This window comes from Dyadobacter sp. (assembly GCF_017744695.1).
In the GTDB taxonomy this organism is placed as follows: Bacteria; Bacteroidota; Bacteroidia; order Cytophagales; family Spirosomataceae; genus Dyadobacter.
Genome location: NZ_JAGIAS010000004.1, coordinates 419,941 through 434,294, shown reverse-complemented (window position 1 = coordinate 434,294; position 14,354 = coordinate 419,941). Strand labels below are relative to the sequence as shown.

The following is a 14,354-nucleotide window of genomic DNA, read 5'->3' as shown; positions in this document are numbered from 1 at the left end:
ATGCCTGCTTACGTGATCCTGGACAGACGGTAAGCGGGCGGATGTCCTGTTTTTCACAAATAGAACCTTCAAAAATATGCAAAAAACCCAACAGTTAAAATGGTGTGCATCACTATGCATGGTCATGAAAATAACATTTGCCCAAATCCTTTTTGCAGTGGTTTTCACGTCGCTCACCCACGCCGCGAGCGAGGGGCGCGCACAGGAGATCATGGAGAGAATGGTGACAATCCATGCACAGAATGCGGAGCTGAGAAATGTCCTGCGTGACATCGAAGAGCAGGCCGATGTGAAGTTTGCGTACAGCCAGAAAAACATTCGCGCAGAGCGGACCATTGATGTACATATCAACCGGCAGAAGCTGTCGACTGCACTGACTACGCTGCTCGACCCGCTGCATATTGCCTATGAACTTACCGCAGGCCGCATATTGCTCACCGCCGAAACCGGCGCCGTGACAGAGCCGCAGCAGATGGAACCTGCCGAAGCCCTTACAACACCCGCCTTGGCGATGGTGAAAGGTAGGGTAATAGACGAAAACAATGCCGGGCTGCCGGGCGTGAGTGTGATCATCAAAGGCACCCAAAAGGGAACTACTACCGACCAGGACGGCGCATTCGCACTCGACGTGACGGAGCAGAATGCGGTGCTGGTTTTCAGTTTTGTAGGTTACAAGCCGCAGGAGGTGACCGTAGGCGGCCAGACGAATATTTCGGTAACCATGCAGCCAGATAACCAGTCGCTTGAAGAAGTGGTGGTTGTGGGTTATGGATCGGTACGGAAAAGCGACCTGACGGGCTCGGTGGCCAGTATTAAAGGCGATGCGATCCGCGAAATGCCGGTTACCTCGGTGGATCAGGCGATCCAGTCGCGGGCACCGGGTGTGCAGGTGACGCAAACCTCAGGAGCGCCCGGAGGAGGGATTTCGATCCGCGTGCGCGGCGCCAACTCGATTAACAGCGGTAGTGAGCCGCTTTACGTCATCGACGGCTTCCCCATTTATCCCGACAACGGCGCATTGGGTACCAGCGGCAACCGTCAGCCAACCAATGCGATGGCGACCATTAACCCCAACGAAATCGAATCCATTGAAATACTGAAAGATGCCTCGGCGACCTCCATTTACGGATCCCGCGGCGCCAACGGCGTGATTTTGATTACTACCAAACGCGGCAAGGAAGGCCAGAGCCGTGTGGATTACGACGGTTCCTACTCATTTCAGACTATCGCGCGAGAAGTGGAGGTGCTCAACGGCGCCGATTACGCACGCTACATTAATATGCTGGAACGTAGCCAGGGCGGCAACCCGCGTTACACCGATGCACAAATTGCGCAGATAGGTGCGGGGACCAACTGGTGGGATGTGATTTCTCGCACCGGCGGGCTGTCTAATCACCAGCTTTCGTTTACCGGTGGCAATAAAGGCATGCGCTATGCATTTGTAGGTAATTATTTGAACAACAAAGGGATCATTAAGAATACGGATTTCAATCGCTATGGTTTCCGTATGAACCTGGATAACGATTTCCTCAAAGGCAAGGCTACGTTGAGCAACAGCTGGTCGTTCAACCGGTCGGGCAGCAGCAATGTGCCTACCGACCGCGGCGGACCCGGTGGTATCGTCATCACCGCACTGGGCCTGGACCCTACCGGCCCGGTTTATGACCAGAACGGAGGATACCAGTATGCGAGCTACGACCAGCGTTTCATGACCAACCCATTGGCTGAGGCCGTAGAGGGTTATGATAAGGATTTTACCAACCGCCTTTTCGGTACTTCGGCGCTGAACGTGAATATCCTGGAAGGCCTGAAATTCCGCACGAGCCTGGGCCTGGATATTGTGAATGCGCGACGTACGACTTTTTATAACAACTATACTTATATCGGTCGCCAGAATGGCCGAGAGTTGCAGAAAGCAAATCGTAATTCGAACAACATTCTGAATGAGAATATTTTAACTTATAATAAAGAAATTGCCAAAGGGCATTACCTCGACGTTACACTCGGCTATACCTACCAAAAAGAGATCAATTATTTCGAAGCCAATGCTACCCGCGGACTTCCTTCCGATGATATCGATGCGGTGAATATGCAAAACGGTAGCCGGCCGCTGGTACCGAGTTCGGGACGTGTGGAATGGGAACTGATGTCGATGCTGGGCCGGGTTAACTACAATTTGAAAGACCGTTACTTGCTTACCGTGACGCTTCGCCGCGATGGCTCGTCCAAATTCGGGCCTAATAACAAATGGGCTACCTTCCCTTCGGCGGCGATCGGCTGGCGTATGGTGAATGAGGATTTTTTCAAAAATTCGGGCTTAGGAAAGATTTTTGATGATTTCAAGATCCGCGCAAGTTATGGGCTTACCGGTAATTCGCAGATCCCGGTTTATCGATCGGTAGCCGGGCTGGTGCCTTACAATTACGTATTCGGCGGAGTGCCTGCGCTCGTTTCGGGCTACGGGCCGAACCGCATTCCGAACTCGGATTTGAAGTGGGAGAGTACTTCGATGCTCAACGTCGGATTGGATTTTGCATTGCTGAACAACCGCCTCAGTCTGACAATCGATGCATTTAAAAACAAAACCACCGACCTGTTACTCGACGTCTCTATCCCGCAAAGTACCGGTTTCAGCACTATCATGCTCAATTCCGGCTCGCTGAGTAACAAAGGCCTCGAATTTTCAGCGAATTATAAGCTGGTCAGTAACAATGCATTGACTTGGGATCTGGGTGGCAATGTTTCCATTTTAAGAAACAAAATCCTCGACCTGGGCATGAGTACACCGTTCTTTTCGAACAGTACCAGCGGACACCTTGGTGTGCTCGGCAGCTGGGTGCAGGGCGGCAACCCGATCGGTGTATGGAGCGGGTACAACTACATTGGCCTGTTCCAATCGGACGAGGAGGGTAAAAGCTATTCAGCCAAAGCAGGTTATCCCAAGTATGAAGATGTAAACGGCGACGGCAAATACACCACCGACGATTTCAAGATCATCGGTGACCCGAACCCGAAACTGACCTGGGGCTTCAATTCCAGCGTGAAATACAAAGGTTTCGATCTTTCGATATTCTTCCGAGGCGTGCACGGCAACAAGATCCGTAACCTGCAACAATCCGAAATGGGTGACGGCGTGCAGAAAATCAATCAGATCGCCAATATCCTGACCGACTCCTGGACGCCCGAGAACCCGAATGCGCCGCGCCCGGTAATTGATGGCCGCCGCGACTTCATTTCTTTCCGCCGGTCGTCATTCTTTATCCAGGACGGCTCGTTCGTTCGTTTGCAGAACCTCTCGCTCGGGTATACACTTCCGGTCAAGAGTGCCTACATCCGCAGTGCGCGCGTGTATGTGAGCGGGCAGAACCTCTTTCTGATCACCAATTATAAAGGTTTCGATCCCGAGGTGAACAACCAGGGCCAGAATAACCTGAACCGCGGCGATGATTACGACGCTTACCCGCGGTCGCGGATGTTCACAGTGGGCGTTAATCTTGGTATTTAATATTTCAAATTGAAAATCAGTTTGTTATGAAAAAGTCATTTTTATATAAAATCAGATTGACGGGACTTTCGGCATTGCTGTTCGCTGTGGCGGGCTGCTCGGATTTGAAGGAGAAGCCCGATTTTATCAATCCGGATACCTTCTACAAAACGGCTACGGAGCTGGTGCTGGGCGTGAATGCGGTTTACGACGACCTCAATTCGCAATACTCTGGTTATTTCTACGATCGTTATGTATTTGAATGTCTGATAGGTTACCAGGTAGGATGGGAGAAGGGGCCGTTGCAATACAACCTGGGTAATGTGAACCCTGCCGATGAATACATTGAGGCCTACTGGGGAATCTGCTATCGTTCGATTAACCGGGCGAATGCGATCATCGAAACCGCCGATGCTATGAAAGATCCGTCGAACGAGGCTTTAATCAAGCGGGTCAAAGGGGAAGCACTGTTTCTGCGTGCATTCTATTATTACAGTTTGATAAGCTACTTCGATAATGTGCCGTTGACGACCAAATCAACACAGAATATTTCGGAATTGCCGTCCAATAGCGGTGGTAAGGCGGCGGTGATCGAGCAGATTTATGCCGATACCAAGGCGGCAGCCGAAGTGTTGCCAGCCAGCTATACCGGTGCGGATATTGGTCGTGCGACGAAATGGGCCGCCAAGTCGATCCTCATGAAAACGCAGCTTTGGGATGAAAAATGGGCCGAAGCGAAGGCCACCGGCGAGGATATCATTAATAACAGTGGCCTGACGCTGTTCACCGATTTCTCTCACAATTTTGACCTTACTCATGAAAACCAGGGCGAGAGGATCTTCGAAGCGCAGGTTTCGGCCACGGCCAACCCGAACGAGTTCAACGTACATTCGATGCACTTCAACCCGGAGGATTTCCCCAGCGAACTGGGCGGGTCGGGATGGAGCTGGATCAGTGCCACCCAGGAGTTTCGTGCGAATTATGATCCGAAAGACAAGCGCATTGAGGGAACGTTTATCGAAAGTTACCCAACGGGCCGTTTCGGAAAGATCAACGGTGCTTACCCGATTGTTCATTGGAGCGAAAAAGCCGATTATAACCTGTCGCGCTTTGGTGGCGTGGTGAAATCGGATGCAAATCCGAATGACCCGGCGCAGATGATATTCGGGAAAGCATGGGCTGCAAAGATCGTCGAGCTGGACAAAAGCAATGCCGCTACCGAGAAAAACACGATTTACATTCGCTTGGCTGACATTCTGCTCGGACACTCGGAAGCTTGTAACGAAAGCGGGCAGGGCGACGCATTCGCCTCGATCAACAAGGTACGTGCCCGCGCCGGACTGGCTGCATTGAAAGGCCTCAGTCAGTCGGCCTTACGCGACGCGATCATCCACGAGCGGATGCAGGAGTTTGTCTTTGAACAGGTCATGTACCCCGAGCTGCGCCGGAAAAGCAAGTTGGGAGGGCCGGTAGATTATCTCGGGAAGGAAATCAAGCACTTTGCGGAGAAATACAACCTCGATCGGGTGCCTAAGGAACGCGATTATGTACTACCGCTGCCGCAAAAGGAATTGCTGGGTAACCCTAATGTGAAGCAGAACGCGATTTGGCAATAACGAATACCTCGTCGCCGACCTGATTTAGTGGGTAATTTTATTTAAATTCAGTCTTTTAGCCATGGAATCAGTAGGATAACCCAAATAGGCTGCTTGTTCATTAGGTTGGGTCGCGACGGGGTTTCCCGGTTATATTGAATGCTCTTTCAAAGGGATATCAATCGTTTTCCGAGGCTTTGTGTAAACATTTTAAGTGTTTGTACAGACAATTGTTTCCGTATTGATAAGCCTCTTGGTATTTTTGTAATTCTTGTTAAAATAATTATTTAAAGTTAAACCAATGCAGACCAGATTTTTGATCGGTTTAGTGGTAGTGGCGATGCCGGTAATGTACTTTTCATGGGCAGGGTTTCCCTGGGAAAAAAAGGTGGATTACAATGTCGATGTAAAACCGATTCTTAACAAACATTGCATGGGCTGCCACGGCGGCGTGAAAAAGGCCGGGGACGTGAGCTTCCTGTTCGAGCATGAGATGTTGGAACCGGGCAAATCGGGTAAGATACCGGTCGTGCGCGGCGATGCCGATGCCAGCGAGATGATCCGGCGCATTCTGACGGACGATCCTGACGAAAAAATGCCGAAAAACGGGACACCGCTCAACGATAAGGAAATCGGTATCCTGAAACAGTGGATCAACGAAGGTGCGAAATGGGAAACGCATTGGGCATATAAGAAAATTGAAAAGCCGGATGTGCCTTCCCTGAATAGTATATCCAATCTGTTTGGCTTGCTGAATACAGGTGATAAGGCATGGGCAAAAAACGAAATCGACCATTTTGTCGCTAAAAAGCTGAAAGAAGAAGGCCTTAAAACCTCACCGGAAGCCGACCGCGCCACCTTGCTTCGTCGTGTGAGCCTCGATATCACCGGCCTGCCGCCGACGGAAAAGGAAGTGCAGGATTTCGAAAACGACAAGTCCCCCGGCGCATACGAAAAGGTGGTGGATAAGTTGCTCCAATCGCCCGCATACGGAGAAAAATGGACATCGATGTGGATGGACCTCGCACGTTATGCCGACACGAAAGGCTACGAAAGCGATGGGGGCCGCACCATGTGGCGGTACCGCGATTATGTGGTTAAATCCTTCAATGAAGATAAGCCGTTCGACCGGTTTACAATCGAACAGTTGGCAGGGGATCTTTTGCCGGAAAAAAAAGATGGCTTTCCCGTCGAGCAAAATGTGATAGCCACTGGTTTTCACCGGAATACCATGACGAATAATGAAGGTGGAACCGACGACGAAGAGTTTCGTACAGCTGCATTGATCGACCGGGTGAATACTACCTGGGAGGTTTGGCAGGGGACAACATTCGCCTGCATTCAATGCCACAGCCACCCTTACGACCCTATTCCGCATGATGAATATTATAAGTACGCTGCATTCTTCAATAACTCGCGCGACGAGGATGTGTGGGACGAATGGCCGAAGCTGCGGTTTTACAAGGGAGAAGATTCGCTTCGTTTCGAGCGGGTGAAGGAATGGGTGCGGAAGTACGATCCGAAGGAGCTGGAAGCCAAAACGCAATTTATGAAGGTGGTGGAGCCGAAAATCAATGCGCATAACTTTGTAAAAGGCGACCAGTCGACCGTGCTGGTGATTTCGTACTATGGCGTGAAAGACAAAGGGAATGCGCGCATTCCGCAGGTGAACCTTACCGGTGCCGACAATGTGCTGATGAACATCGGTACAAAAGTCGAAAATGCTGTATTAACCCTGCGTTTGGATAAGCTCGACGGCCCGGTGCTTTCGACGATTAAAGTGCCGACCCGCGACACGGTAATTGTGGCGCCAATCATGAAAACCAGCGGAAAACATGACGTTTACCTTTCATTAAATAGCCCCAAAGCACCGGAGGAATGGGTACGCATATCGTGGGCAGCATTTCAAAAGGCATTACCGGGGGCCGGTCAACCGGGTTATGAGCAGATCGTTTCTGACTATGCTACGGCATTGACACGGCCCACTGAAAGTATGCCCGTACTCTGGGAAGGGAAGGGTGATTTTGCCCGAAAAACCAATGTATTTGTCCGCGGAAACTGGATGGTGAAAGGGCCCGAGGTGAAACCCGATGTGCCTAAACTCCTGTCGCCACTGCCGAAGGACGCTTCCCGCGATCGGCTTGGCCTTGCCAAATGGATTGTGAGCCTCGACAATGCGTTGACCGGGCGTGTCATCGTGAACCGTTTCTGGGAGCAACTTTTCGGAAGAGGGATTGTGGAAACCGTCGAGGATTTCGGCTCACAAGGTGCTGAGCCTTCGCACCCTGAGCTGCTCGACTGGCTGGCGGTCTCGTTCATGGATGATTATAAATGGAGTGTCAAGAAATTGTTGAAAACGATCGTCATGTCGGCCACCTACCGGCAGGACTCCCGCTCGGATGGACATCGGAAAGAAAAAGATCCGTACAATGTGTGGCTCTCACGCGGGCCTCGTGTACGCTTGAGCGCCGAGCAGGTGCGCGACCAGGCACTCGCATGCAGCGGGCTCATTTCGGGTAAAATGTATGGCCCCAGCGTAATGCCGCCACAACCTGACAAAATCTGGCAGTCGCCGTACAGTGGCGAGAGCTGGGTAGTCAGCGAGGGCGAGGACAAATACCGCCGGGGAGTTTATACCTATTGGAAAAGAACAGCTCCATACCCGTCGATGACCACCTTCGATGCGCCGAGCCGTGAATTTTGCCAGTCGAGGAGGATCATTACAAACACCCCCTTGCAGGCATTGGTAACCCTGAATGACCCGGTGTACCTCGAGGCAGCCGAAAAACTGGCTTCCAAAATGAAGACCCGGGGTAAGACGCCTGAGCAGCAGCTTAAAGAGGGGTACCGCCTCCTTACTTTCAAACCTATTGAACCCAAGAGTCTGAATGTGCTCATGAAAGTATATCAAGACGCACTCAGGGAATACCGGCAAAAGCCTTCGGAAGTGGACAGTATTTTGGTTTACGGAAAAGAAAAATCCCCGGAACTGGCCGCCCTGACGGTTTCAGCGAACGTCCTGCTCAATCTCGATAACGTTGTTACCAAGGAATAATAGCCCTTTTCCGTTGACTGAAGTCAACGGTAATAGAATGGGGGCGGGGGCCTCAGGCGGTTCGCTATTTCGTTCGCCTTCCCGCCGACTAAAGTCGACGATAGCGAAGCAATCTAGTACCGTCGACTTCAGTCGACGGAAAAGCGACCAAGGCAGGAATAAAGGAAGGGTAGAGAAAACTAAAAAGGGGAATCTAATACCGTCGACTTTAGCCGACGGAAAGCGCCGGGGCAGGAATAAAAATCGGTTAAGGCAACCAAATTTCAAATGGAAAAGCTACTTAAAGAACTACAATACGCCGACGTGCAGCGCCAAACACGCCGCCACTTTTTGCAATCGGCCGGCTTTGGGCTGGGCGCACTAGGCTTGGGCTCGCTGCTGGGTTCTTGCGGCTCGTCGAAAGCAGGTGAGGTTGCAGGGGCATCGGAATCGCTCGCCGGGAGCGGTATCCCGCAGTTTGCCCCGAAAGCCAAACGGGTGATTTACATCCACATGGCTGGCGCGCCCTCGCAACTCGAACTTTTTGACTACAAGCCGGAGCTCGTCAAATACCACGGTAAAGACTGTCCCGCCGAATTTTTGGAAGGCAAGAAGTTTGCATTCATCCAGGGCGTGCCCAAGATGCTCGGGCCGCAGGGAAAATTTGCGCAATATGGCCAATCCGGTGCCTGGCTGTCGGATTATCTGCCGTATTTGCAGACTGTCGCCGATGAAATTACCTTTCTGAAGGCCATGCACACCGACCAGTTCAACCACGCGCCAGCGCAGCTGCTCCTACACACGGGCAGTCCGCGACTGGGACGTCCAAGCCTGGGTGCATGGGCAGTGTATGGGCTGGGTTCCGAAAACCGCAACTTGCCAGGGTTTATCGTGCTGGCTTCCGGTGGTCGTCAGCCTGATGCGGGGAAAAGCGTGTATGGAAGCGGATTTCTTCCATCGGTATACCAGGGCGTGCAATGCCGCACCGGCGGCGACCCGGTGCTGTACGTGACCGACCCGAACGGAATGAACCGGAATATCCGCAAAAAGACGATTGACGCGATCAACGAAATTAACCGGCAGACTTACGAAGAGGTACAGGACCCCGAAATTTTGACGCGGATCAGCCAATATGAAATGGCTTTCCGGATGCAGATGTCCGTGCCCGAGGTAATGGATGTGGCCAAAGAGCCGCAATTTATTCTGGATATGTATGGAGTAAAAGCCGGAGAAGGCAGCTTTGGTATGAACTGTCTGCTTGCCCGGAAGCTCATCGAAAACGACGTCCGGTTTGTGCAGCTTTTCGACTGGGGCTGGGACGGTCACGGAACCAACGCCACGGACAACGTGGAAGGTGGGTTACGTTCCAAATGCCAGATTTCCGATAGGCCCATTGCCGCATTGATCAAGGATTTGAAAATGCGCGGACTGCTGGAAGAAACGCTCGTGGTATTTGGAGCAGAATTTGGCCGGACGCCCATGCAGGAGAACCGTAATGGCGTGGTAATGCCTTACATGGGCCGCGACCACCACCTGGAAGCCTACACGATGTGGATGGCAGGAGGCGGTGTCAAGCAAGGATACAGTCACGGCGAAACCGACGAATTGGGCTATTATGGTGTGAAAGATCGCGTTCATGTGCACGATTTGCAGGCCACGATCCTGCATTTGATGGGTTTTGACCATGAGAAATTCACCTATCCGTTCCAGGGACGGAATTTCAGACTGACGGACACCGAAGGGAAAGTTGTAAAACAAGTGATCGCATAATTAGTCACATCTTTTAGCAGTATTGAATACAAACCATGACGGAGGAAACAGTGAAGGCATTCCGGATGCAGCTCAAACCCGGATTTGAAGTAGAATACAAAAAGCGACACGACGAAATATGGCCGGAACTCAGCCAGCTTTTAAAAGAAGCAGGCATCACGGAATATTATATTTTCCTCGACGAAGCCACGCTCGCGCTGTTCGCATTTCAAAAACTGGATGCTAACGACACCACTGCCAGCCTCCCCGCATTGCCCATCATGAAAAGGTGGTGGGACTATATGGCCGATATCATGGAAGTCAACTCTGACAATTCTCCTGTGGCCATTCCTTGTCCGGAAGTGTTCAGGTTGTAATGCATTGATTTTTGAATAATCCTAACCCCTTAATGTTGATTTCCGGTATGCTTATTCCTCTTCTTGAAGCGTCGCCATGGGCACTTTTTATCGGGCGATTTCACCCTGTGCTGGTGCATTTACCTATTGGTTTTCTCTTGATTGCAGCCTTTATCGAGATCGGTCGTAGGACCGGCAAGGTTTCAGTGAGTGAATCTACGGTGGTTTTTGTGCTGTTTTGGTCGGCGGTGAGCGCCACTTTTGCCTGCGTTGCGGGTTACCTGTTGTCGTTGGGCGGGGGGTATGACGAAGATCTTCTGGGCGCACACATGTGGAAAGGCATTGGTGTGGCGGTGTTTGCCTGGATTGCATGGCTCGTCAAATCGAACAGGTTAGCCGGGAAAATAGCTTTTGGCAAAGCGGTTTACTTGCCTGCATTCGCTGTGGCGTTGTTACTGACCATGACGGCCGGCCACGACGGCGGTTCGCTGACGCACGGCGATGGCTACCTCACCCAATACACGCCGGAGCCGTTCCGCAGTCTCGCAGGAATGGACCCAATGGAAGAAAAAGTGAAGGAAATTAAGCCGATAACCGATGTGCAGCAGGCGGTTGTTTATAAAGATATTGTCCAGCCGATACTCGAAGCGCGCTGTACCCAATGCCACAATGCAAGCAAGAAAAAGGGTGATTTGCGGATGGATGGGCTGGCTTTGCTCATGAAAGGCGGTGAAAATGGCCCTGCATTGGTGGCAGGCAAAGGTGCCGAGAGCGACATGATCAAACGCTGCCTGCTGGACGAAAGCGATGATAACCACATGCCTCCAAAAGGCAAACCACAGCTGAGCACTGAGCAGATCGCCTTGCTATCCTGGTGGATTGACCAGGGGGCTCCCGCGGATAAAAAAGTGTCGGAACTGACTGTACCTGATCAGGTAAAGCCTGCATTGGCGTCTTTGGGCGGTGGTTCTGCGACCGGCGGCTCCGGTGGGGTTAAGCAGAAGGAATCGGCCATCGCCTCATTGAAGGTTTCCCCAGCGAAAGAAAGTGATATCCAGGCTTTGCGGAAAGCAGGGTTGATTGTCAATACATTATCACAAGACCAGAATCTGCTGGAAGTGAGTGCTGTCAATGCGCCGCAGTTCAGCGACAAGGACATCGCATTGCTTTTGCCTGTTGCAGAGCAGGTAACCTGGCTGAAACTGGGTGGTACCCAGATTACAGATGGCGGACTGAAGGAAATCGCCAAATTGAAGAATCTCACGAAGCTACATCTGGAACACACCGGTGTGACCGACCAGGGCATTGGACAGATCAAAAGCCTGCCGCATTTGGAATATCTGAATGTGATCGACACGAAAATGGGCGATGCGGGATTGAAAAACATCGCAGCAATGAAGGGCCTGCGTTCGATTTACGTCTGGCAATCGGGTGTGACCGATAGCGCCGTAGCACAAGCAGCGAAGCAGTCGCCGGGCTTGCAGATCGTCAACGGCTTCAGCGAGGCCGAGGTGGCGCAGTTCCTGAAAGCAGGCGATAGCACGGCGACCAAGCCGGTTGCGGCGTCCAAGAAATAGCCAGGCCTTGTCAAGTGTAGTCAGGAATGGTCATTAGTTGATTTAGAACAATACCTGACTAATGACCACCCCTGACCATACCGACTATTCAATCATTCAGTCATTCAATCATTCAACATTAAAATGACCCGCCGGGATTTCATTAATAACACCACAGCCGCCGCAGTCACCACAGCCGGCGCATTGACCACTTTTGAATCCATAGCCGATGCGAATAAAGCGGTCGTGCAGTTTGAAAATAAACTATCATTGAAAGTACTCGGTACCAACTGGGGCTTTCAGGGTACGACCGACCAGTTTTGTGCTGCTGTTAAAAAAGAAGGTTATGATGGCATTGAGATGTGGTGGCAGGGTTCGAAAGACAAACAGAAAGAGCTTTTTGAGGCATTGAAAAAGCATAACCTTGAAGTCGGGTTTCTCTGCGGATCGGGTGAGCGGGATTATAAAACGCATTTGAATGCATTCAAATCGCAGATCGATGCTGCTACCACGCAATGGCCGGTGAAGCCGCTTTACATCAATTGCCACAGCGGCCGCGACCATTTTACTTACGAACAAAACAAGGCATTTATCGACCATACCACCGAGGCTTCGACCAAAAGCGGCATTCCTATTTACCATGAAACCCATCGGGGACGCATGCTTTTCGCCGCACACGTAGCCAGAAATTTTATTGAGAAAAATCCTGCATTGAGGCTTACGCTCGATATTTCTCATTGGTGCAATGTACATGAAAGCCTCTTGCAGGACCAGGAGGAAACCGTTCAGCTCGCGCTCACACGCGTGGGCCACATACACTCGCGCGTAGGGCATGAGGAAGGCCCGCAGGTAAACGACCCGCGTGCGCCCGAGTGGGAGGCCGCTGTGAAGGCGCATCTGGCCTGGTGGGACAAAGTGGTGGAATACAAAGTCAAAAGTGGTGAAACGCTGACCGTCCTGACTGAATTCGGGCCGCCAAATTACCAGCCGACGGTGCCTTTTACGCACCAGCCGCTATCAGATCAGTGGGGTATCAATGTCCATATGATGCATTTGTTAAGAAAGCGGTATTTGAAATAAAACACTGCTGAAAGGATGGTTTTGCACGGCCATTTTTCTCTAACTTGCAGTGTTTTAAATCAACGACTCTATGAAAAACACACACTTCCTGCTGGCCCGGGAAGAATCTGATGTCCGTAAAACGTTCCTGGGTGCATTTGTAGCCCATATTGACGGAGCCAAAGCAACATCCATCAAAGATTTCCACGATGCGATCGCCGCTGCCATGCATTTTCCCGATTATTCCGGCAAAAACCTCGATGCACTCGACGAGATGCTGAATGACCTCGAATGGATCCATGAAAAGAAGGTCATTATTTACATCGGAAATTCAGGCGAGTGGCTTTCGAAGGAAAAATCGGAAGAAAAACTTCTGACGATCATTGATATTTTCGACGCCACAGCCGAAGACTGGAAATGGCTGGATGAAGAAGAGGAAGGTGTTGCGAAAAAGGAACTGCAAATCGTCTTTCAGGACTCGGCACGCATCCGCACATTGCTCGAAGATCAGGAAATCCCGTTCGACACGCTCGACTGATACGTCGCTCATAATCGGGCGTTAGTTTTTGTCATGTGTTGTCAGGAACTGTCATGCGTTGTCAAGAATAGTCAGGAGTTGTCAAGTGTAGCCTGAGTGGAGGAGATTTAGACAAGACTAATTCCTAACTACCAAGTCATTCATGACTACACCTGACCATCAATGACCATACCTGGCTACCAATGACCATTCCTTACTACACATGACCATACCTGACAACGTCCCTACGCCACTGTACGAATCCGGTAACCGCAAGTATGAGAAAGACGCCGTACAAAATTGCAGTGAGGTGGAGGTCTTTGTAGAAATACACAACCACATAAGCCGCGTCGGCGATGATCCAGATGATCCAGTTTTCGAGGTATTTGCGGGCCATCATCCATTGGCCGATCAGGCTGGCGATCGTCAGTGCGGAGTCGGCGTAGGTGAGGCTCGCATTGGTAAATTTGCCGAGTAAAAAGCCCCAGGAGACGGTTACTGCGATAAAAATCAACCCGAAAATCGGGTAGAGCTTCACGGGTGTGCGCGTAACGCGCAGGCCGTCGTGGTTTTGTCCGCCGAATTTCCACATCCACCAGCCGTAGATGCTTGTCAGGAAGTAATAACCCTGCAAGCCCATGTCGGCATATAATCTTACCTGCCAGAAAACCACTCCGTACAACACCGCATTGATAATCCCGAAAAACCAGCCGAGCACATTCTGGCGGGTGTTGAGGTAAACGCAGATCGCGCCGGTGATGAAACCCAGGATTTCGAGTATTGTGGTAGGTAGTCCTGCCAACGAAACAGGTTGATTAAGCCAGTCGGTCATGAGGGAATTGAGATGAGAAAAGGTAAAAATAAAATGATCTGACCGATTTTCACACGGAATGATTTACGGCTATTTTTGTAGCCCGGTTGGTTACAGCAACAAAATGCGGCCAGCCATTGTTATTTGTTTTGCCGGTCGGGAAATTTCCCGAAACGGCTTTTTGCGTTTACGT

9 protein-coding genes are annotated in these 14,354 nt (G+C 51.1%); 8 read left to right on the top strand and 1 reads right to left on the bottom strand.

Annotated features, from left to right (window positions below; genetic code table 11):
* Positions 1–124 precede the first annotated feature (124 nt).
* The 8 genes from J7619_RS17910 to J7619_RS17875 all read left to right on the top strand — a co-directional run bounded on the left by J7619_RS17910 (position 125) and on the right by J7619_RS17875 (position 13,371).
* Complete coding sequence (locus J7619_RS17910) at positions 125–3,505, top strand: TonB-dependent receptor (RefSeq protein ID WP_291201375.1); 3,381 nt, start codon at positions 125–127, stop codon at positions 3,503–3,505.
* 26 nt (positions 3,506–3,531) lie between these two features.
* Positions 3,532–5,100 carry a RagB/SusD family nutrient uptake outer membrane protein gene (locus J7619_RS17905; protein ID WP_291201372.1) on the top strand — a complete coding sequence of 523 codons (1,569 nt, stop codon included), beginning with the start codon at positions 3,532–3,534 and terminating at the stop codon, positions 5,098–5,100.
* A 280-nt stretch (positions 5,101–5,380) separates the two neighbouring features.
* Positions 5,381–8,134, top strand: a complete 2,754-nt coding sequence (locus J7619_RS17900) for a DUF1553 domain-containing protein (protein WP_291201369.1) — start codon at positions 5,381–5,383, stop codon at positions 8,132–8,134.
* 267 nt (positions 8,135–8,401) lie between these two features.
* The gene (locus J7619_RS17895) at positions 8,402–9,883 is read left to right on the top strand and encodes a DUF1501 domain-containing protein (RefSeq protein WP_291201366.1); all 1,482 of its coding nucleotides are present in this window, start codon (positions 8,402–8,404) and stop codon (positions 9,881–9,883) included.
* A gap of 35 nt (positions 9,884–9,918) precedes the next feature.
* Positions 9,919–10,239 (top strand): L-rhamnose mutarotase, encoded by a 321-nt coding sequence (rhaM, locus tag J7619_RS17890; RefSeq protein ID WP_291201364.1) that lies wholly within the window; start codon positions 9,919–9,921, stop codon positions 10,237–10,239.
* 47 nt (positions 10,240–10,286) lie between these two features.
* Positions 10,287–11,795, top strand: a complete 1,509-nt coding sequence (locus tag J7619_RS17885; RefSeq protein ID WP_291201362.1) for a c-type cytochrome domain-containing protein — start codon at positions 10,287–10,289, stop codon at positions 11,793–11,795.
* A 123-nt stretch (positions 11,796–11,918) separates the two neighbouring features.
* Positions 11,919–12,854, top strand: a complete 936-nt coding sequence (locus J7619_RS17880) for a sugar phosphate isomerase/epimerase (RefSeq protein ID WP_291201360.1) — start codon at positions 11,919–11,921, stop codon at positions 12,852–12,854.
* Positions 12,855–12,924: 70 nt separating this feature from the next.
* Positions 12,925–13,371, top strand: a complete 447-nt coding sequence (locus J7619_RS17875; protein ID WP_291201358.1) for a barstar family protein — start codon at positions 12,925–12,927, stop codon at positions 13,369–13,371.
* Positions 13,372–13,567: 196 nt separating this feature from the next.
* Here J7619_RS17875 and pnuC read toward each other — a convergent pair whose 3' ends face one another.
* Positions 13,568–14,182 (bottom strand): nicotinamide riboside transporter PnuC, encoded by a 615-nt coding sequence (gene pnuC, locus J7619_RS17870; RefSeq protein ID WP_291201355.1) that lies wholly within the window; start codon positions 14,180–14,182, stop codon positions 13,568–13,570.
* Positions 14,183–14,354 lie beyond the last annotated feature (172 nt).

What these genes read in the sequence shown, in the direction of transcription:
- J7619_RS17905 (WP_291201372.1), top strand. Translation starts at nt 3,532, where the DNA reads ATGAAAAAGTCATTTTTATATAAAATCAGATTGACGGGACTTTCGGCA.
- pnuC (WP_291201355.1), bottom strand. Translation starts at nt 14,182, where the DNA reads ATGACCGACTGGCTTAATCAACCTGTTTCGTTGGCAGGACTACCTACC.
- rhaM (WP_291201364.1), top strand. Translation starts at nt 9,919, where the DNA reads ATGACGGAGGAAACAGTGAAGGCATTCCGGATGCAGCTCAAACCCGGA.
- J7619_RS17880 (WP_291201360.1), top strand. Translation starts at nt 11,919, where the DNA reads ATGACCCGCCGGGATTTCATTAATAACACCACAGCCGCCGCAGTCACC.
- J7619_RS17900 (WP_291201369.1), top strand. Translation starts at nt 5,381, where the DNA reads ATGCAGACCAGATTTTTGATCGGTTTAGTGGTAGTGGCGATGCCGGTA.
- J7619_RS17895 (WP_291201366.1), top strand. Translation starts at nt 8,402, where the DNA reads ATGGAAAAGCTACTTAAAGAACTACAATACGCCGACGTGCAGCGCCAA.
- J7619_RS17875 (WP_291201358.1), top strand. Translation starts at nt 12,925, where the DNA reads ATGAAAAACACACACTTCCTGCTGGCCCGGGAAGAATCTGATGTCCGT.
- J7619_RS17910 (WP_291201375.1), top strand. Translation starts at nt 125, where the DNA reads ATGAAAATAACATTTGCCCAAATCCTTTTTGCAGTGGTTTTCACGTCG.
- J7619_RS17885 (WP_291201362.1), top strand. Translation starts at nt 10,287, where the DNA reads ATGCTTATTCCTCTTCTTGAAGCGTCGCCATGGGCACTTTTTATCGGG.